The 18906-nt window shown below is 69.8% G+C and carries 15 protein-coding genes; 10 read left to right on the top strand and 5 right to left on the bottom strand.

The annotated features are described in order from the left end of the window. Nucleotides 1-2: 2 nt before the first annotated feature. The 3 genes from ACFXJ8_RS19880 to ACFXJ8_RS19890 all read left to right on the top strand — a co-directional run bounded on the left by ACFXJ8_RS19880 (nucleotide 3) and on the right by ACFXJ8_RS19890 (nucleotide 4683). Entirely contained in the window at nucleotides 3-692 is a 690-nt protein-coding gene (locus ACFXJ8_RS19880) for a response regulator transcription factor (RefSeq protein WP_379645467.1), read from the top strand. A 68-nt stretch (nucleotides 693-760) separates the two neighbouring features. Beyond that, the gene (locus ACFXJ8_RS19885) at nucleotides 761-2932 is read left to right on the top strand and encodes an ABC transporter (RefSeq protein ID WP_379645378.1); all 2172 of its coding nucleotides are present in this window, start codon (nucleotides 761-763) and stop codon (nucleotides 2930-2932) included. Then, nucleotides 2929-4683, top strand: a complete 1755-nt coding sequence (locus ACFXJ8_RS19890; RefSeq protein WP_379645379.1) for a GTPase — start codon at nucleotides 2929-2931, stop codon at nucleotides 4681-4683. The genes ACFXJ8_RS19885 and ACFXJ8_RS19890 overlap by 4 nt, the downstream gene beginning before the upstream one ends. A 57-nt stretch (nucleotides 4684-4740) precedes the next feature. Here ACFXJ8_RS19890 and ACFXJ8_RS19895 read toward each other — a convergent pair whose 3' ends face one another. Further along, nucleotides 4741-5670 carry a TIGR04222 domain-containing membrane protein gene (locus tag ACFXJ8_RS19895; RefSeq protein ID WP_379645380.1) on the bottom strand — a complete coding sequence of 310 codons (930 nt, stop codon included), beginning with the start codon at nucleotides 5668-5670 and terminating at the stop codon, nucleotides 4741-4743. Between the two features lie 73 nt (nucleotides 5671-5743). Between ACFXJ8_RS19895 and ACFXJ8_RS19900 the strand changes: the two genes are divergently transcribed. Next, entirely contained in the window at nucleotides 5744-6577 is an 834-nt protein-coding gene (locus ACFXJ8_RS19900; protein ID WP_379645381.1) for an amidohydrolase family protein, read from the top strand. An 8-nt stretch (nucleotides 6578-6585) separates the two neighbouring features. On the opposite strand, the gene ACFXJ8_RS19905 is transcribed toward ACFXJ8_RS19900, so the two are convergent. The 4 genes from ACFXJ8_RS19905 to tdh all read right to left on the bottom strand — a co-directional run bounded on the left by ACFXJ8_RS19905 (nucleotide 6586) and on the right by tdh (nucleotide 11102). Next, complete coding sequence (locus tag ACFXJ8_RS19905; protein WP_379645382.1) at nucleotides 6586-7401, bottom strand: SAM-dependent methyltransferase; 816 nt, start codon at nucleotides 7399-7401, stop codon at nucleotides 6586-6588. Between the two features lie 66 nt (nucleotides 7402-7467). Then, complete coding sequence (locus ACFXJ8_RS19910) at nucleotides 7468-8349, bottom strand: LysR family transcriptional regulator (protein WP_379645383.1); 882 nt, start codon at nucleotides 8347-8349, stop codon at nucleotides 7468-7470. 316 nt (nucleotides 8350-8665) lie between these two features. Continuing rightward, nucleotides 8666-9838, bottom strand: coding sequence for a glycine C-acetyltransferase (locus ACFXJ8_RS19915; protein WP_379645384.1), 1173 nt, complete (start codon nucleotides 9836-9838; stop codon nucleotides 8666-8668). Nucleotides 9839-10058: 220 nt separating this feature from the next. Then, complete coding sequence (tdh, locus tag ACFXJ8_RS19920; protein WP_379645385.1) at nucleotides 10059-11102, bottom strand: L-threonine 3-dehydrogenase; 1044 nt, start codon at nucleotides 11100-11102, stop codon at nucleotides 10059-10061. Between the two features lie 139 nt (nucleotides 11103-11241). Between tdh and ACFXJ8_RS19925 the strand changes: the two genes are divergently transcribed. From ACFXJ8_RS19925 to ACFXJ8_RS19950, 6 genes are all read left to right on the top strand, one after another. Then, entirely contained in the window at nucleotides 11242-12375 is a 1134-nt protein-coding gene (locus ACFXJ8_RS19925; protein ID WP_379645386.1) for an ROK family protein, read from the top strand. Between the two features lie 315 nt (nucleotides 12376-12690). Then, nucleotides 12691-13653, top strand: coding sequence for an ABC transporter permease (locus ACFXJ8_RS19930; protein WP_379645387.1), 963 nt, complete (start codon nucleotides 12691-12693; stop codon nucleotides 13651-13653). After that, complete coding sequence (locus ACFXJ8_RS19935) at nucleotides 13650-14531, top strand: carbohydrate ABC transporter permease (RefSeq protein WP_379645388.1); 882 nt, start codon at nucleotides 13650-13652, stop codon at nucleotides 14529-14531. Before ACFXJ8_RS19930 ends, ACFXJ8_RS19935 begins: the two co-directional genes overlap by 4 nt. A gap of 25 nt (nucleotides 14532-14556) precedes the next feature. Then, entirely contained in the window at nucleotides 14557-16182 is a 1626-nt protein-coding gene (locus ACFXJ8_RS19940) for a hypothetical protein (RefSeq protein ID WP_379645389.1), read from the top strand. A 31-nt stretch (nucleotides 16183-16213) separates the two neighbouring features. After that, complete coding sequence (locus ACFXJ8_RS19945) at nucleotides 16214-17383, top strand: Gfo/Idh/MocA family protein (protein WP_379645390.1); 1170 nt, start codon at nucleotides 16214-16216, stop codon at nucleotides 17381-17383. A gap of 98 nt (nucleotides 17384-17481) precedes the next feature. After that, entirely contained in the window at nucleotides 17482-18894 is a 1413-nt protein-coding gene (locus ACFXJ8_RS19950; protein ID WP_379645391.1) for an ATP-binding protein, read from the top strand. The last annotated feature ends 12 nt before the right edge of the window (nucleotides 18895-18906 follow it).

Genomic DNA, 18906 nt, shown 5'->3' on the forward strand with positions numbered 1-18906 from the left:
CGCTGGCGGATGTGAACACACCTGAGGCGTTGATCCTGGTGGTGGACGACGAGCCGAGCATCCGCGACCTGCTCTCCGCCAGCCTGCGCTTCTCCGGCTTCGAGGTGCTGACCGCGGCCGACGGGCTGGAGGCCGTGGAGATCGCCGAGCGGGCCAGGCCCGACCTGGTGGTGCTCGACGTGATGCTGCCCGACCTCGACGGGTTCGAGGTGGCCAAGCGGCTGGACGCGCCCGTGCTGTTCCTGACCGCGCGGGACGCGGCCGACGACAAGCTGACCGGGCTCGGGCTCGGCTCCGACTACGTCACCAAGCCGTTCAGCCTGGAGGAGGTGCTGGCCAGGGTGCAGGCGGTGCTCCGCCGTACCAGAGGGGAGGTCGGCGACGCGCGCCTGCGGGTGGCCGACCTGGTGCTGGACGAGACGGAGCGCGAGGTGTGGCGCGGCGGCCGGCAGGTGCACCTGTCGCCCACGGAGTACAAGCTGCTGCACTACTTCATGGCCAACGCGGGCAGGGTGCTGTCCAAGGCGCAGATCCTCGACCACGTGTGGAACTACGACTTCGGCGGCGACGCGGGCGTGGTCGAGTCCTACGTGTCGTACCTGCGGCGCAAGGTCGACGACGTGGAGCCGCGGCTCATCCACACGCTGCGCAGCGTCGGCTACGTGCTCAGGGAGCCACCACCCGACTCGTGAGCAAGACGTGCCCTAAATATCCGTCGTGGCGGTCCGACGCGGACGATTCCAGTGACTAGCGTGGATCCATGGACCTCCTCGAGGCGTTGCGTTCGCTGCGGCGCCTGCTCTCCACCGACCTGTTCCCTCTTGCCATCGGTGAGGTGGAGGCCGACCGGCGGGCGCTGCGCGAGCTGAGGGGACAGCTGGACGACTACCTGCTGCCCAGGCTGCTGGCGATCGACGCGCCGCTGCTGGCCGTGGTGGGCGGGTCCACCGGGGCCGGAAAGTCGACGCTGGTCAACTCGCTGATGGGGGCCGACGTCTCCGAGCCGGGCGTGCTGCGGCCCACCACGCTGGCGCCGACGCTGGTGGCCAGCCCCGCCGACACGCCGTGGTTCATGTCCCTGGAGGTCCTGCCGGGACTGCCGCGGGTGACGGGGTCCTCGGGCGACCCCGGCACGCTGCGCGTGGTGACCGTACCGTCCATGCCCCAGGGACTCGCGCTGCTCGACGCGCCCGACATCGACTCGGTCGTGACGGCGAACAGGGAGCTCGCGGCGCAACTGCTCGCCGCGGCCGACCTGTGGCTGTTCGTCACCACCGCCGCCCGCTACGCCGACGAGGTCCCGTGGAGCTTCCTGCGGTCGGCACGCGAACGGAGCACCGCGCTCGCGATCATCCTCGACCGGGTGCCGCCCGACGCCGTCGAGCCCGTCTCCGCCGACCTGGCCCGCCTGCTGGAGGTCAACGGCCTGGCGGGCACGCCGCTGTTCACCGTGCAGGAGGCGGTGCTGCTGACCGAGAAGGGGCGGCTGCACCCCGCCGCCGTCCGGCCGATCAGCGAGTGGCTCGCCGGGCTCGCCGCCTCCTCGGCCGCCAGGGCGCGCGTCGTACGGCAGACGCTCGCGGGCGCGCTGGACAGCCTCGCGAGCAGAGTCCCCGCGCTGGCCTCGGCCGTCGCCCAGCAGCGCAAGGGCGCCGAACGGCTGGCCGAGATAGTCTCCGCCGCCTACTCGGGCGGGATGGCCGACTTCGACGAGGGCATGCGGGACGGCTCGCTGCTGCGCGGCGAGGTGATGGCCAGATGGCAGGACTTCATCGGCACCGGCGACCTCATGCGCTCGCTCGAATCACGCATCGGCTGGCTGCGCGACCGGGTGTCGGCGCTGTTCACCGGACGGCAGGCGCCACAGGCCAGGCTGCGGGTGGCGCTGGAGAGCGGGGTCGCCTCGCTCATCAGGGGATCGGTCGACGGCTCCGCCGAACGGGCACTCGACGGCTGGACGGCGGCGCCCGGCGGCATGGACCTGCTGAACCAGGCGGGGGCGGTCGTGGCGGCCAAGCTGGGGCGGGCCTCGTCCGGGATCGACTACGACGACGTGGTGCGCGGCTGGCAGGGCTACGTCCTCGACCTGGTCAGGGCGGAAGGCGAGGAGAAGCGCACCACGGCGAGGGTGGCGTCGTTCGGGATCAACGGGGCGGGGCTGCTGCTGATGCTCGCCGTCTTCGCCTCCACAGGCGGGCTGACGGGAGTGGAGATCGGCATCGCGGGCGGCACGTCGGTGCTCTCCCAGAAGGTCCTGGAGGCGATCTTCGGAGACCAGGCGGTGCGGACGCTGACCGCCAAGGCGCGGGAAGACCTGCGGGGTCGGGTGAAGGCGCTGCTGGACGCGGAGGCGGCCCGGTTCATGGAGCTGTTGGAGCAGGTGGCGGTGCCGGAGGGGATGGCGGCCGAGCTGGTCGGGGCGGCGGAGGTGGTCCGCGCCCACAAGATGGAGCTGCCCCCGGGCGAGACGGCCTGGCTTCCCGCGGATGAGACCGCCTCCCTGCCACGGGTGCCCGCTTCCGAGCTTCCCGCTGGCGAGACCACCGGACTCCCCTCGGACGAGACCGCCGAGCTTCCGACTGGTGAGACCGCAGGGCTTCCATCTGGGGAGACCGTGGGGCTCACATCGGGTCGTGCTTCCGAGGGCCGCGCTTCCGAGGGCCGCGCTTCCGAGGGCCGCGCTTCCGAGGGCCGCGCTTCCGAGGGCCGCGCTTCCGAGGGCCGCGCTTCCGAGGGTCGTGCTTCCGAGCAATCCGGCGGCGACGGCGATCTGGAGCGGCCGGGTCAGGAGCCGCCTGGTCTGGAGCCGCCGGTTCAGGGGCAGCCGGATTCGGGACGGCCGGATCAGGGACGGCCTGGTTCGGGACGGCCTGGTTCGGAGTGGCCTGGTTCGGGGCGGCCGGAGCAGGGCGCTGCGGGGGAGGGGTCTTGAAGCTGTTGCGGCGTAAGGAGGGCCCGTCGCTGGACGACCGGCTGGCTTGCCTGCTGGAAGCGGCCGAGCTGGCGGAGGGCAGGCTCCCGCCTTCGCTGGTCGCGTCGGCCGTGGAGGTGGCCGAGCGGGCAGGGGTACGGCGCAGCCTCTCGGTCGACCACACGGTCGTCGCGCTCGCCGGGGCGACGGGCAGCGGCAAGTCGTCGCTGTTCAACGCGCTGGCCAGGAGCGCGTGGGCCAGGGTCGGCGTCACCAGGCCGACCACCTCGACCGCCCAGGCCGCGCTGTGGGACGGCACGGGCGCAGGCCCGCTGCTCGACTGGCTGGAGGTGCCGCACCGGCACGAGGTGACCGGTGACCCCCAGGGGCTGGTCCTGCTCGACCTGCCCGACCACGACTCCATCGAGCTGAGCCACCGGCTGGAGGTGGACCGGCTGGTCGAGCTGGTCGACCTGCTGGTGTGGGTGGTGGACCCGCAGAAGTACGCCGACGCGGCCCTGCACGAGCGTTATCTGCGTCCGCTGGCCGAGCACGGCGAGGTGATGGTGGTCGTGCTCAACCAGATCGACCGGCTGCCGTCCGGTGCCGTCGAACGCTGCCTGGCCGACCTGCGTCGCCTGCTCGACGAGGACGGCCTGCACGGCGTGCCCGTGATGGGCGCCTCGGCGCGGACCGGCGCGGGTTTGGCCGAGCTGCGCGGGCTGCTGGAGGAACGGGTGACCGAACGCGCGTCGTGGGCGGCCCGCCTGTCGGCCGACGTGTCCACCGCCGCCGCCCACCTCGCCACCTCGGGCACAGCGGGCACGGCAGGCACAGCGGGCACGGCAGGCACAGCGGGCACGGCGGTCGCGGTGGGTACGGCGGGCTCGACGGCTGCGGCGGGCTCGGGGGGTTTGGCGGGATCGGCAGGCTCCTCGGGCGTGGCGGGCTCCTCGCGTGCGGCGGGTTCGGTGGGAGCGGCGGGTGCGGGGGGCTTGGCCGTATCGGATAGGCGGCGGCTCACGAAGGCGCTGGCCGGGGCGGCGGGGGTGCCGCTGGTGGTGGAGGCGGTGGGCAGGGCTCACACGCACCGGGCGGTGGCCGCGACGGGCTGGCCGGTGACCAGGTGGATGCGCAGGTTCAGGCCCGACCCGCTGCGCAGGCTGGGGCTCGGGAGCGGCGCGAAGGGCGAGGTGGTGGGCCGGTCCTCGCTGCCCGAGGCGTCGGCCGTGCAGCGGGCGCGCATGGAGACCGCGATCAGGGACGTGGGCGAGGCGTCCGCGCGCGACCTGCCCGCGCCGTGGGCCGCTGCCGTACGGCATGCCGCCCGCTCCCGCGAAGGCGAGCTGGCGGCGGCGCTCGACAAGGTGGTGGCGACCGCCTCGGCCGGTGAGGCGCGCAGGCCGCGCTGGTGGGCTGCGGTCGGAGGGCTGCAGTGGCTGGTGTTCGCGGCCACGGTGCTCGGCGGGATCTGGCTCGGCGTGCTGTTCGTGCTGACCTACCTGAGGTTGCCCGAGCCGCCCCTGCCGACGGCCGGCGAGCTGCCGTGGCCGACCGTGCTGCTGATCGGCGGGGCGGTCGCGGGGTTGTTGATCGCGCTGCTCTCCAGGATCGCCGCGGCGCTGGGCGGACGGCGCAGGGCCAGGCGCGTGGCCAAGGCGCTGCGGTCGGGTGTGGCGCGCGTGGGCGATGAGCTGGTGCTGGAACCGGTGAAGGAGGAGCTCGACCGGTACGCCCGCTTCACCGAGGCGCTGCGGATCGCCAGGGCGTAGGTGGGATGCCTGAGGCGGCGCCATGGCGTGAGGCGGGGTGCCTGGGGCGGTGCCGCCTCAGTCGCCCCCGCCTCCGCCCCCGCCACCTCCGTCGCCGCCCCCGCCGCCGCTGTCGCCCCAGCCGCCGGTTGTGTCTCCGCTCATGCTGTCCCAGGGGTAGCGGCCGCCGCTCCTGGTCCTGCGGCGGCTGTGCCGGACGGGTGGCGGGGTGGGGCGGGGCCGGTGGCCGAGCGCGGCCCTGGCTCTGCGGTCGGGCAGCTCGCGCAGACCGTGCAGTGCCACGCCCCAGCCGATGGTCTCGGGCGACGGGCGGGCGGGAGGCTCGCCCGGTGAGTACGCGAGCCGCGCCTCGTCCAGCAGGCGCGAGACTCGTCCCGCGAACCTGCGACCGGCCAGGCTCACGGCGGCCGTCAGCGCGAACACCCCCGTCGCCGACCACGCCAGAACCTCCGCGGGGACGAGGCGCAGGCCCAGCAGCACGAGCGTCCCGGCCAAGCCGAGCGAGGCGACACCGGCGGTGACGGCCAGCAGGCGGCGGGATCGGCGCGTGGCCTGTTCGGTCACCCAGCCCTTGCCGACGAGCCGTTCGATGTCGTCGGCCGTGACGACCTCGTGCGGCAGATGGACTTCCAGCCCGTCGGGGGAGTCGCGGGCCGCCTCGACGATGGTGCTCTCGACCGGTCCCCGCGCCTCGGGGCCCGAAGGGACGACCTGGATGCGCCGGGCGGAGGAGATCGTGACAGTGCCCCTGGCGACCAGCTCGGCGAGCGCGGCGTTGATCACGCGGGTGTGGCCGCCCGCCAGGTAGGCGAGCCGGTCCCTGCCGACGTCGGCGGCGGCCGGGTAGCGTGCCGGCCGTACCCACAGCGCGCCGACGAGGGAGACCAGCGCGAGACCGCAGGACGTGAGGAGTAAGACGAGGTCGATGATCGCCCCCTGTGTCGATGTTCGGAGTGCGCTTCCATCCTGCCCCGATTTTGGCGGCATCGTTGAGCGGTCCTGCACGTTCCTTCGCCTGTCCAACGTTGATCGTCCAGCCGCCGCGGGAGATGGTGAGCTGGTGATTATCGATGTCTGGGCGCAGCCCTCCCTGGGAGAACGGCCCGGCAGGCTGCCCATGCCGGAGATCAGGCGGCTGTTCGAGAAGTCGGGGAGCGCCGACCTGATCGACACGCCCGTCACCCCCGGCGAGCTCGTCGCGCTCATGGACGTGGCCCGGATCGACATGCTCCTGCTGTCGGCGTGGCACCGGCCCGGCGGGTGGGTGATCAGCAACGACGACATCGCGACCTTCACCGCCGCCTACCCCGACCGGTTCGCGGGCCTGGCGGCGGTGAACCTGGCCCATCCCGTCGCGGCCGTGGCGGAGCTGCGCCGCGCGGTGGAGGAGCTGGGGTTCGTCGGGCTGCGGATGGTGCCGTGGCTGTGGGAGCTGCCGCCCGACCACCGGCTCTACTACCCGCTCTACACCACGTGCGTGGAGCTCGGCGTGCCGTTCTGCACGCAGGTGGGGCACACGGGGCCGCTGAAGCCGTCCGAGACGGGACGGCCGGTGCCATACCTGGACCGGATCGCGCTGGACCTGCCCGAGTTGGTGATCGTCGGTGGGCACATCGGCTACCCGTGGACCGACGAGATGATCGGCGTCGCGTGGAAGCACGACAACGTCTACATCGACACCTCCGCCTACCTGCCGCGCTACTACCCGCCGCAGCTGGTGCACTTCATGAACACCTACGGGCGCGGCAAGGTGATGTTCGGGACGAACTGGCCGCAGCTCTCCCACGACCGTGCTCTCGCCCAGGTCGACGAGCTGGACCTGACGGCCGAGGCGCGGGCCGACTTCCTCGGGGACGCCGCCCAACGCGTCTTCAGGCTGGGCGGCGAGGGCTGAGCCCCTGGTCAGGTCAGGCGGGCCACGCCGCCGTCGACGCGCAGGGCGGGCGTGCCGTCCAGCAGGCTGATGTGGGGCTCGTCGTCGCCGAGCCGCCAGTCCTGCACGGGAACGAGGCCGGGACCGATCAGCTCGAACCCGTCGAACAGCCGTGTGACCTGGGCGTGATCGCGGAAGACGGACTGCGCGGGAGACTTGGCCGTCGCCATCTTCAGCTGCGCGATCGCCTCGGGCGCGCTCTCCGCCATCGTGTGGGAGATCACCAGGTGGCTGCCGGGCGCCATGCGCTCCCTGAACGCGGCCACGATCCCGGCGGGGTCCTCCTCGTCCATGACGAAGTGCAGCACCCCGACCATCAGCACCGCGACGGGCTGGTCGAAGTCGATGAGGCCGGTGACGTGCGGGTCGCCGAGGATGTCCTTCGGGCGGCGCAGGTCGGCCTGGATGCTCGCGACGCCGGGGACGTCCGCCAGCAGCACCTGGGCGTGCAGCCGTACGACGGGGTCGTAGTCGACGTAGATCACCCGGCAGGCGGGGCTGACCTCGCGGGCGATCTCATGGACGCTGGGCGAGGTCGGGATGCCGGTGCCCAGGTCGATGAACTGCCGCACGCCCTGCTCGGCCAGGTGTCGCACCGCCCTGGCCAGGAAGATCCGGTTGGCGCGGGCCACCAGCTTCGTGTCCGGCGCGACGGAGAGCAGCATCTCCGCCACGGCGCGGTCGATGGCGAGGTGGTCCTTGCCGCCGAGCAGGTAGTCGTAGACGCGTGCCGAACTCGGCACTGTGGGGTCGATACCCGGAGGAACACGCTCTAACTCGGCCACCCGGCCTCCTTCGCCGCAAACCTGTGCGTCGCCATGCTACTCGGGAGTCCGCGAAAGATCGTTCAATCAGCTCAGCGGGCTGCCGGAGGTGAGGGTGGTGAGCAGCGGGCGCAGGAGCGGGTGGAGGTCGGCACCGCGGCGGACGGCCGCGAAGACACGGCGTTCAGGTCCGGGGATCTGCCGGACGATCACGCTGGACAGGTCGAGGTCGCGCAACGCCAGGCGGGGCACGAGCGCGACGCCCGCACCCGCGCCGACCAGCGCGACGACGGCGCGGAAGTCGTCGGAGGAGTGCGCGAACCCCGGCGTGAACCCCTCCCGCTCACACGCGAACGCGATCACGTCATGGACCGGGTTGCCGGGATAGGGACCGATCCACGGCTCGTCCGCCACCTCCGACAGCGACGAGGCGGGCGCGTGGTCCACGGGGAGCAGCAGGTCGAAGGGCTCGGCGTAGAGCGGCAGGCGGGTCAGGCGCTGGTCGTCGGGCGCCCCGCGATACTCCACCGCGATCGCCAGGTCCGCCTCGTCGTCGAGCAGCATGGTGAGGGCGCGATCGCCCTCGGCGTCCAGGACGCGGATCTGCAACGCGGGAGCGGACACGCGCAGCGCGCTGATGGCGGGGGCGAGCACGGCGCTGATCGCGGTGGCGAACGAGGCGACGGTCACCTCGCCCGCCGAGCCCGTCGTGTAGGCGGCGACCTCGGCCTCCGCGCGTTCGAGCTGGGCCAGGACCTCGTCGGCGTGGGCGAGCATGATGCGGCCCACGGCGGTGAGCCTGATGCCGCGGCCGTCGCGGGCGAACAGGCGGTGGCCCACCTCGTGTTCGAGCGCGCCGAGCTGCTGGGAGACGGCGGACGGCGTGAGGTGCAGCGCGGCGGCCGCCGCGGTCACCGTGCCGTGATCCGCCACCGCGCGCAACGTCCGCAACCGGCGTGTGTCAATCACGCACCCCATTGTGCAGCCGGGCTGCGGCTCCTCTGGTCTCGGCCCCGGCCGGTTTGCGGTCTGTACGGCAAGCACGGGAGTGCGCCTCCGTCTGCCCGTGGTCCCGCCCGTCCAGGGGACGCTCCTCGGGAGCGCGTGGCCGGGCCAGGCAACGACGCTCGTCAACCGGCCTGACGGACCCACGGGTTTGCCGGAGCCGTCACGCCGACGACCTTGACGTGACGGCGATCAGCCGGAGTCCTGCTGGAGCGGCGTGGTGGACGGGCGGTCAGCGGTGACCACGGTGGCCTTGACCCGGCCTGCCGTAACAGATGAATTAAGCGGATCGGGCCGCGATGAACGCGGACACCGCGCGGTCGACGTCGGCGGGCGAGTGGGCGGCCGACAGTTGGACGCGGATGCGGGCCTGGCCGTGCGGGACCACCGGATACGAGAAGCCGATCACGTAGATGCCCTGGTCGAGCAGGCGTTCGGCCATGGCGGACGCCTCGGCGGCGTCGCCGATCATGACGGGCGCGATCGGGTGCTCGCCCGGCAGCACGTCGAACCCCGCCTCGGTCATCTTCGACCGGAACCGCTGCGTGTTGTCGCGCAGCCGCTCCCGCGCCTCGCTGGAGCTCTCCAGCAGGTCGAGGATGCGCAGCGACGCCGACGCGATGACCGGCGCGAGCGAGTTGGAGAACAGGTAGGGGCGTGAGCGCTGCCGCAGCAGCTCGCAGATCTCCGTGCGGGCCGACACGTAGCCGCCGCTCGCCCCGCCGAGGGCCTTGCCGAGCGTGCCGGTGATGATGTCGATCCGGTCGGTGACCCCGTGCAGTTCGGGGGTGCCGCGCCCGGTCGGGCCGACGAAGCCGACCGCGTGGGAGTCGTCGACCATGACCATCGCGCCGTACTGGTCGGCGAGGTCGCAGATCTCCCGCAGCGGAGCGAGGTAGCCGTCCATGGAGAACACGCCGTCGGTCACGATCAGCTTGCGCCGCGCGTCGGACGCCTCCTTGAGCCTGGCCTCGAGCTCGGCCATGTCGCGGTTGGCGTAGCGGTAGCGGCGGGCCTTGGACAGCCTGATGCCGTCGATGATGCTGGCGTGGTTGAGCGCGTCGGAGATCACCGCGTCCTGCGCGTCGAGCAGCGTCTCGAACACGCCGCCGTTGGCGTCGAAGCAGGAGCTGTAGAGGACGGTGTCCTCCATGCCGAGGAAGTCGGAAAGACGCGATTCGAGCTCCTTGTGCACTTCCTGGGTGCCGCAGATGAACCGCACGGAGGCCATGCCGAAGCCCCACCGGTCGAGCGCCTCCTTGGCGGCCTCGATCACCTCGGTGTTGTCGGCCAGGCCGAGGTAGTTGTTGGCGCAGAAGTTCAGCACCTCGCGGCCCGCGACGCCGACCATGGCGTTCTGCGGGGTGGTGATGACGCGTTCGGGCTTGAGCAGCCCTGCCGAGGTGATCTCGTCCAGCGTGGCACGCAGGTCATCCCGCGTCGTTCCGAACATCGCACGCTCCTAAGTCTCGTCTTGAGGGAAGTCTTGCCCCGAAACTCGCACGGCCCCCTCCGTGGTCGTGGGCTGGGGCTTTATGGGTTCTTCGGGGGGCGCCCAGCTCGGCCGGGGTTTGCGGGTGCTTCGGGGCCGCCCAGGGCACGGCGCGGTCCGGGTCGATCCGCCCCGGGCCGTGGTCGCCACCCGGGGCCGATCGGTGCGTACGGCGGGGCGGTCATGCGTGGGCTGAGGCGGCGCTCCAGTCGAGGATGACCTTGCCGGTTCTGCCGCTGGCCGCCGTGTCGAAGGCGGCGTCGAAGTCGCGGTAGGAGAACCTGTCGGTGATCACGGGGGAGAGGTCGAGCCCCTTCTCCAGCAGGACCGACATGTTGTACCAGGTCTCATACATCTCGCGGCCGTAGATGCCCTTGATGGTGATCATCGAGGTGACGACCGTGGCCCAGTCGATGGCGAACTCCTCGGCTGGCAGGCCCAGCATGGCGATCCGGCCGCCGTGGGTCATGTTCGCGATCATGTCGCGCATCGCCTGCGGGTGTCCGGACATCTCCAGGCCCACGTCGAAGCCCTCGCGCATGCCGAGCCGCTTCCAGCCGTCGGCGATGGAGCTCCGCGCGACGTTCAGCGCGAGGCTGACGCCCAGCTTCTCCGCCAGCTCCAGCCGCTCGGGGCTGACGTCGGTGATCACGACGTTGCGCGCCCCGACGTGGGTGGCGACGGCCGCGGCCATCAGGCCGATCGGGCCCGCGCCGGTCACCAGCACGTCTTCACCGACCAGGGGGAACGACAGCGCGGTGTGGACGGCGTTGCCGAACGGGTCGAAGATCGCCGCGATGTCGGGGTCGACGGGGATGCGGTGGACCCAGACGTTCGACGCCGGGAGGGTCACGTATTCGGCGAACGCGCCGTCGCGGTTGACGCCGAGCCCGACGGTGTTGATGCACAGGTGGCGGCGGCCCGCCATGCAGTTGCGGCACTTGCCGCACACGATGTGGCCCTCGCCGCTGACCAGGTCGCCGACCTTGATGTCGTCGATGCCAGGCGCGACCTCGACGACCTCGCCGGAGAACTCGTGCCCGACGACGAGGGGAAGCTTCAGCGTGCTCTTCGCCCAGTCGTCGTATTTGCGGATGTGGAGGTCGGTGCCGCAGATCCCGGTGCGCAGCACCCTGATCTTGACCTCGCCGGGGCCCACCTCGGGCTCGGGCACGTCCACGAGCCAGAGACCAGGCTCGGCATTCTGCTTGACCAGCGCTTTCATGACGGTCGTTTCCCCCTCCTGACAACCTTACGCACTGTGCCGGTGATCACCCCCTGTGTCCATCGAGGTTTTCTTAACGCCTCTGTCAGCGTCGCTACATGATTTATCGAAAGAAGGTTGTCAAAGTAGGATGACCTCCATGAGACAGGTCAGCGGTGACGCGTCCCTCCTGCGGAAGCTGAACTCCGCCGCGCTCCTGCGCGTCATGCGCGGGTCGGGAGACGCGACGCTGACCGAGCTGGCCAGGGCGGCGAGGGTGTCGAGGCCGACGGCCGAGGGCATCGTCGAGGATCTGCTCGCCGAGGGCTGGGCGGAGGAGTGCGAGGAGGAGCAGGGCGACAGGCAGCGCGGCCGTCCCGCCCGCCGCTACAGGTTCCGCGCGTCGGCCGGGCATGTGGTCGGCGTGGGCATCGGCTCGTCCAGCGTCCGCACGATGGCCGCCGATCTCGGCGGCGCCATCCTGGCCTCCTGCAGGGAGCCGCTGCCGCGTGACGCCCCGGTGGCCGACCGGTTGGCCATGGTGCGCGACCTGGTCGTCAGGGCCGCCGCGCAGGCGGGGCGCGAGGTGTCCGAGCTTGTCGCGGTGGGTGTCGGCACCACCGGCGTGGTCGACGGCGAGGGCAGGGTCGTCAAGAGCATCGTGCTGCCCGGCTGGTCGGGGCTGGAACTGCGGGCGGAGCTGGAACGGCGGCTGCCCGCGCCGATCCTCGTCGAGAACGACATGCGGCTGGCCGTGCTGGCCGAACACTGGCGTGGCGCCGCCCAGGGCCGCGACAACGTGGTCTACCTGTTCACCGGTGACCGGCTCGGGCTGGGCTTCCTCATCGGCGGCGTGCCGTACAGAGGGGCGAACGCGGCCTCCGGCGAGATCGGCGTGCAGGCGGGCGACCACTGGTCGGCGTTCAGGCATGTGCTCGACTACGCGATGGCCGCCGAGCCGGGCGAGCTGCGCTCGACGCGGGAGAGCGCGGAGTTCGCCATCGCCAGGGCGCGCGCCGGTGACGCGCAGGCCATGGAGGCGGTGTCGAGGTTCGCCCGCCACCTGGCCGGAGGCCTGGTCAGCATCGTCAACCCGCTCGACCCCGAGATGGTGGTGATCGGCGGGAGCCTGTCCACCGCGGGTGACCTGCTGGTCGGGCCCATCCAGAGCTACCTGGACGAGGCCTGCCTCTACCCGCCCAGGGTCGTGGCGTCGGAGCTGAGCAGCGAGTCGATCACGCTCGGCGCGCTGCGGATGGCGCTCAACCACGCCGACACCGTGCTCTTTTCATAGACGATCTTCGTAAATTGGTCACGGGGCTGTCACGAAGCGATAGCTACCGTGCATCTTCTGCTGCTTCCTGCTTATTTAACCCTGGTTGTTTGCATATTTGCGAGCTAGCCTCCAGTCACTCGATGGATGGAGGCGACACATGATGTGTCGAACGTAGATCTTTTACGTCCCAGGTTGTGCATCCAGCGCCGAATTCCAGGCCGCCTGCCCTCCTTAAGCGGGATCTTGGTGCCCGTTTCAGCGATGTTTACCCTAGAAACTTTCATTAATGGGCGCTAGCCTCACGGCGAACCCGTTCTGACTTGGAGGTGAGACGTGGTCGCATCCACGGCAACCCCCGTGGTGGATGTCCCGGCGGACGTCCGCCCTCAGCGGCGGACCATCCGCGACCGGCTGAAACGCGACGGGACGCTGCTGGCGCTGTGCGTGCCTGGCGTCCTGTACTTCATCGTCTTCTTCTACGTCCCCCTGCTGGGCAACGTGATCGCGTTCAAGGACTACGCGCCGTTCCTCGGCATCTCGGGCAGCCCGTGGGTGGGCCTGGAGAACTTCACGATGCTCCTGTCGGAGCCCGAGTTCTGGTCCGCCGTCAACAACACGCTGCAGATCACCGCGCTGCAGCTCCTGCTGTACTTCCCCGCGCCGATCGCGCTCGCCCTGCTGCTGAACTCCCTGGTCGGCCACCGGATCAAGCGCTTCATCCAGTCGGTCGTCTACCTGCCGCACTTCCTGTCATGGGTCGTCGTGGTCGCGATGTTCCAGCAGGTCATCGGGGGCGCGGGCACCGTCAGCGGGTTCCTGAACTCCCACGGCATCACCATCGGCAACCTGATGTCCGACGCCGACACCTTCACGCTGCTCGTCACCGCCCAGGTGATCTGGAAGGACTGCGGCTGGGGCACGATCATCTTCCTGGCGGCGATCACCGCCATCGACGTTAACCAGTACGAGGCGGCCGCCCTCGACGGCGCCGACTGGAAGCGCCGCCTGTGGCACGTGACGCTGCCCGGCATCCGCTCGGTCATCCTCATGATGCTGATCCTGCGCCTCGGCGACATCCTGTCCGTCGGCTTCGAGCAGATGGTCCTGCAGCGGGAAGCGGTCGGCGCCGGAGCCGCCGAGGTCATCGACACCTACGTCTACTACCACGGCATCCGCGACGGCGACTGGGGCATGAGCACCGCGGCCGGCCTCATGAAGGGTGTCATCGGCGCCGCGCTGATCTACGCGGCCAACAAGCTCGCACACCGCTTCGGAGAGCAGGGGATCTACCGGTGAGGCCGCCATGGATGGAGCGCCCGACGTTCGCGGGGCGCGCGCTGAAGTTCGTCGTCCTCACGGCCATCGTGATCGCCGTGCTGTATCCGTTCGGGCTCGCGCTCGGCACCAGCCTGATGGGGCGTGAGGAGAGCATCGCCAACGGCGGCGCCTACGTGCTCTTCCCCTCCCAGCCGACGTTCGAGGCCTACAGCCTGATCCTGTCGGGCGGCGCGGTCACCAGATCCGTGCTGATCAGCATCGGCATCACGCTCGCCGGCACCGCGCTGAGCCTGCTCTGCACGGTCTTCCTCGGCTACGCGCTCTCGCGCAGGGGCATGCTCGGCGGCAAGCCGATCCTGCTGATGGTGCTGGCCACGTTCCTGTTCACCCCCGGCATGATCCCGAGCTACCTCATGGTCAAGGAGCTCGGCATGATCGACACCTACCAGTCGCTGATCGTGCCCGTCCTGGTCAACGCGTTCAACGTGGTCGTGGTCAGGGCCTTCTTCCAGAACCTGCCGGAGGAGCTGTTCGAGGCGGCCCGCATGGACGGCTGCACCGAGTGGCGCATGATGTGGCGGATCGCGCTCCCGCTGTCGAAGGCCGTGATCGCCGTCGTCGGCCTGTTCTACGCGGTCTCCTACTGGAACACCTTCTTCAACGCGATCCTCTACCTCAACGACCAGTCCATGCACCCCATCCAGGTCGTGCTGCGCCAGTTCATCTTCCGCGGCACCTCCGCCACGGGCTCCGATGTCGCGATCGTGCGCGACCTGCCCGCCGCCTCCGTGCAGATGGCCGTGCTGGTCATCGCGCTGGTGCCGATCCTGCTCGTCTACCCCTTCCTCCAGAAGTACTTCACCAAGGGCGTCCTCACGGGCGCCATCAAGGGCTGAACCGCACCCCTTTCCAGGAGAAACCATGTCCACAACCATGTCCCGCCGCGGCTTCCTCGGACTCGCGCTCGCCGGCGTCACCGTCGCAGGGCTCGCCGCCTGCGGGGGCGAGGGTGGCGGCGCAGCCGGTGTCAAGAAGGGCGGCGCCGAGCTGTCGAAGAAGCTCGCGCTCCCGACCTTCACCGCCGCGAAGATCCCCACGCCCGACCTGCCCATCGACGCGGGTCAGGACCCGGCCTACCTGAAGTACCCGACCGAGCTGGTCAAGTCGGTCACCGCCCCGCCCGGCGACGGCAAGAAGATCACCTCGCTCACCCAGACGTGGGACGTGGCGCCGCCCGCTCCTGGCCAGAACGCCTACCTGCAGGAGCTCAACAAGGCGCTGGGCTCGGAGTGGGCCATGAACATCGTGGTCGGTGACGGCTACCCCGACAAGTTCAACGCGATCATCGCCAGCGACGACCTGCCCGACCTCGTCTGGTTCCCGCCGAACCAGGGCCTTCAGCGGGTGCCCGAGCTGCTGGCCGCCAAGTTCCACGACCTGACGCCCTACCTGAGCGGCGACGCGATCAAGAAGTATCCGAACCTGGCCAACCTCGGCGACGTGGCGTGGAAGTCGGCCGTCACCGACGGCAAGCTGTACGGCGTGGCCGTGACGTACAGCAAGTTCGGCCAGGTCTTCTGCGTCAACCAGGACTACTGGCAGCCGGTCGGTGGCGCCACCTTCACCAGCGCCGACGACTTCATCGCCAAGACCAAGCAGCTGCTCGACATCAAGAAGAACAAGTACCCGCTCGAGCCGTCCTACTACAACCACGTGCACATGTTCAGCCAGTGGTACGGCGCGCCGAACTTGTGGAAGCTCGACGGCGGCAAGCTGACCAACTGGTTCGAGACGGACGAGTACTTCGCCGCGATCGAACTGGCCGTCAAGTGCTTCCAGGCCAACCTGTTCTGGCCCGACCCCGCGCTGCCCACCATCAAGGACAAGGTGGCCAACGGCCAGATCGGCGCCTACGTCGAGTCCTTCCCCGGCTTCCTCAACGACGCCAGGAGCCAGAAGTACAACCTCGGCGCGGTCGCGCCGTTCGCCGCGACCCCCTCCTCCAAGCCGGTCTTCAACGCGGCCCTCGGCTCCGTCGGTTTCACCGCGATCAGCAACAAGGTCGACAAGGCGCGCATCGAGACGCTGCTCGGCGTGCTCAACTACCTGGCCGCGCCGTTCGGCACCGAGGAGTACCAGCTCGTCAACTTCGGCGTCGAGGGCACGCACTTCACCAAGAAGGACGGCGACCTCACCTTCACCGACAAGGGCGCGGCCGAGGTGCCCACCACCTGGCAGCCGCTCTCCTTCGTGATGAACGCTCCCTCCGCGCTGTTCCTGCCCGGACAGCCCGAGCGCACCAAGCTCATCCACGACTTCCAGACCAAGGTCGCGCCGATGCTCCAGCCGCGCATCACGACGGGCCACTTCTCCGACACCTACACGCAGAAGAGCGGCGAGCTGCATCTGATGAGCAAGGACATGATCGACGACCTTGTCACCGGCCGTAAGCCGCTGTCGGAGTGGAAGAGCTTCGTCAAGAAGTACATGGACAAGGGCGGCAGTGCGATGAAGGCCGAGTATGAGGCCTCTCTCGCCAAGGGCTGAGCCCTCGCCGTACACCTAGGAAAGGACAGAAGTGGAAGACCTGCGCATCGGAGTCATCGGCCTCGGGCTGCGAACCAGCCTGGCGCTGTCGGCGCACCGGCCCGGCAAGGGGTCGGTCGTGGCCGCGCTGTGCGACTCCGACCCGGCAGTGCTCAAGCGTCAGGCGGGGCGCTTCGAGGCGGAGATCCTCACCGAGGACTACCGCGAGCTGCTGGACAGGAAGGACCTCGACGCCGTCATCGTGATGACGCCCGACGACACCCACGAGCGCATCGCCGTCGAGGCCCTGGAGGCGGGCAAGGCCGTCTACCTGGAAAAGCCGCTGCACATCACGGTCGAAGGCTGCGACAACATCCTGCGCACCGCGAAGCGGACAGGGACCAGGCTGTACGTGGGGCACAACATGCGCCACATGGGCGTGGTCCGCCTGATGCGCGACATCATCCAGAAGGGCGTCATCGGCGAGCCGAAGACCATCTGGGTGCGTCACTTCGTGTCCTACGGCGGCGACTACTACTTCAAGGACTGGCACGCCGACCGCACCCGCACCACCGGCCTGCTGCTGCAGAAGGCCGCGCACGACCTGGACGTCATCCACTGGCTCGCCGACGGCTACACCACCAGGGTCAACGCGTTCGGCGACCTGATGCTCTACGGCGACCTGCCGCGGCGCGCGCCCGGCACTCCCCGGCCCGACAACTGGCTGAAGGAGTACGAGTGGCCGCCCACCGAGCGGAAGAACCTCCACCACGTCGTCGACGTGGAGGACGTGTCGGTCATGAACATGCGGCTCGACAACGGGATCATCGCCGCCTACCAGCAGTGCCACTTCAGCCCCGACTACGTGCGCAACTACACGGTCATCGGGACCGAGGGCAGGCTGGAGAACTTCGGCGACGGCCCCGGCGACACGGTGAAGGTGTGGAACACCGGCCCGTCGTCCTACCGCGACGACTGCGACATCGCCTACCAGGTGCCTGACGCGAAGGGCTCGCACGGCGGCGCCGACACCGGGATCATCGGCGAGTTCAACAGGTTCGTGCGGGAGGGCGGCGTCACCGACACCTCACCGGTGGCCGCCCGCATGAGCGTGGCCGCCGGCTACATGGCCACGATGTCGCTGCGGGACGGCGGCATGCCGTACGACGTGCCGCCGCTCGACCCGGAGCTGATCGCCTACTTCGACCGCGGCCAGGTCTGACCCTGACGGTTCGGCGAGAGCGCGGGCACCTCCGCCCGCGCTCTTACACTCATCCATGAAACTATCATTCATGTTAGTAACATCGATGAGAGTATGTGATGGTGGAATTCATCGGTCGAACGCAGGAGCTGGCTCTCCTGCGTCGTCACCTTGAGCGCGTCCAGGTCGGTGGTGAGCATCCCGGGCAGTGCTTGATCATGCGCGGACGGCGCCGCGTGGGCAAATCGCGATTGGTCGAGCAGTTCACCCTGACCGCGGATGCGCCGGTCCTCTACTACACCGCCACTGGCGTCCAGGTAGATCAGGAACTGGCCCAGTTCCGCCGTGACGTGGCAGCTTCCACGCTCCCTGGCCGCGACCTGGTTTCCAAGACGCCACTGGACACGTGGGATGGCGCGTTTCATCTTTTGAGCCAGATCCTGCCCGACGACAGGGCGACCATCGTGGTGATCGATGAGCTTCCCTACCTCGCACAGGCGGATTCCGGGTTCGAGGGGACGCTGCAGCGAGCATGGGACCGCTACCTAGAACGCAAACCTGTCCTGCTGATCCTCATCGGTTCGGACCTGTCGGTGATGGAAGCCCTCACCACCTATGGCCGGCCGTTCTACCAGCGAGGCAGGGAGATGAAGGTCGGCCCCCTGACCCCAAGGGAGGTTGGGTGGATGACCGAGCTTCCAGCGGCGCAGGCTTTCGACGCCTGGCTGGTGACCGGGGGCCTGCCCCTGATCTGCGCCTGCTGGCTGCCTGGGGAGGACTTGTGGACATTCATCGAGCGTGAACTGCGCGATCCCACCTCGCCCTTGCTCGTGTCCGCGGAACGAGCTCTGGCAGCGGAATTCCCCAGGCAGGCCATCGCCAAGGAGGTCCTCGGAGTCATCGGGTCGGGCGAAAGGACCTTCACCAACATTTCGCGCGCGTCGGGCGGTCTGTCGGCGGCAACCGCCACCCGTTCTCTTGAGCTGCTCACGAGGAAGCGCATGGTGGTCGCGGAGCTTCCGCTTGGGCTGCGCCCGCCCAAGGAGAAGAGGTATCGGGTCGCCGACCCCTACCTGCGTTTCTGGGCGCGCTTTCTGGAGCCCGCGCTTCCCTTGCTGGAACGCGACAGGTCGGACGTGGTGGTCCGCCGGATACGGGACGGCTGGACCTCATGGCGCGGGCGGGCCGTGGAGCCGGTCGTTCGCGAGGCGCTGGCCAGGTTGCTGCCTGACGACCGGTTTCCGCACGTCGCGGAGGTGGGTGCGTACTGGACTCGGGCGAACGACGTGGAGATCGACCTGGTGGGCGCGGACCGGGGGCCGATCGCCAAGCGACTGTCGTTCGCCGGGTCCATCAAATGGCTCGAAGATCGGCCCTTCGACAACCATGACCTTGTCGCGCTCGCTCGTGCGCAGGGAGCCATCGCGGGAGCCGAGGCTCTGCCCATGGTCGCGGTATCCAGATCGGGCGTGACCGTCGGGGGCCTGGCGGCTCACTACGGGCCTGATGACCTCATACAGGCGTGGGGCTGATCGGGCAGCTAT

This window comes from Nonomuraea sp. NPDC059194 (assembly GCF_042754765.1).
In the GTDB taxonomy this organism is placed as follows: domain Bacteria; phylum Actinomycetota; class Actinomycetes; order Streptosporangiales; family Streptosporangiaceae; genus Nonomuraea.

Excerpts from the sequence above, each read along its gene's own strand:
- ACFXJ8_RS19885 (WP_379645378.1), top strand. The coding sequence starts at position 761 with ATGGACCTCCTCGAGGCGTTGCGTTCGCTGCGGCGCCTGCTCTCCACC.
- ACFXJ8_RS19895 (WP_379645380.1), bottom strand. The coding sequence starts at position 5,670 with ATGCCGCCAAAATCGGGGCAGGATGGAAGCGCACTCCGAACATCGACA.
- ACFXJ8_RS19915 (WP_379645384.1), bottom strand. The coding sequence starts at position 9,838 with ATGTTCGGAACGACGCGGGATGACCTGCGTGCCACGCTGGACGAGATC.
- tdh (WP_379645385.1), bottom strand. The coding sequence starts at position 11,102 with ATGAAAGCGCTGGTCAAGCAGAATGCCGAGCCTGGTCTCTGGCTCGTG.
- ACFXJ8_RS19925 (WP_379645386.1), top strand. The coding sequence starts at position 11,242 with ATGAGACAGGTCAGCGGTGACGCGTCCCTCCTGCGGAAGCTGAACTCC.
- ACFXJ8_RS19940 (WP_379645389.1), top strand. The coding sequence starts at position 14,557 with ATGTCCACAACCATGTCCCGCCGCGGCTTCCTCGGACTCGCGCTCGCC.
- ACFXJ8_RS19950 (WP_379645391.1), top strand. The coding sequence starts at position 17,482 with ATGGTGGAATTCATCGGTCGAACGCAGGAGCTGGCTCTCCTGCGTCGT.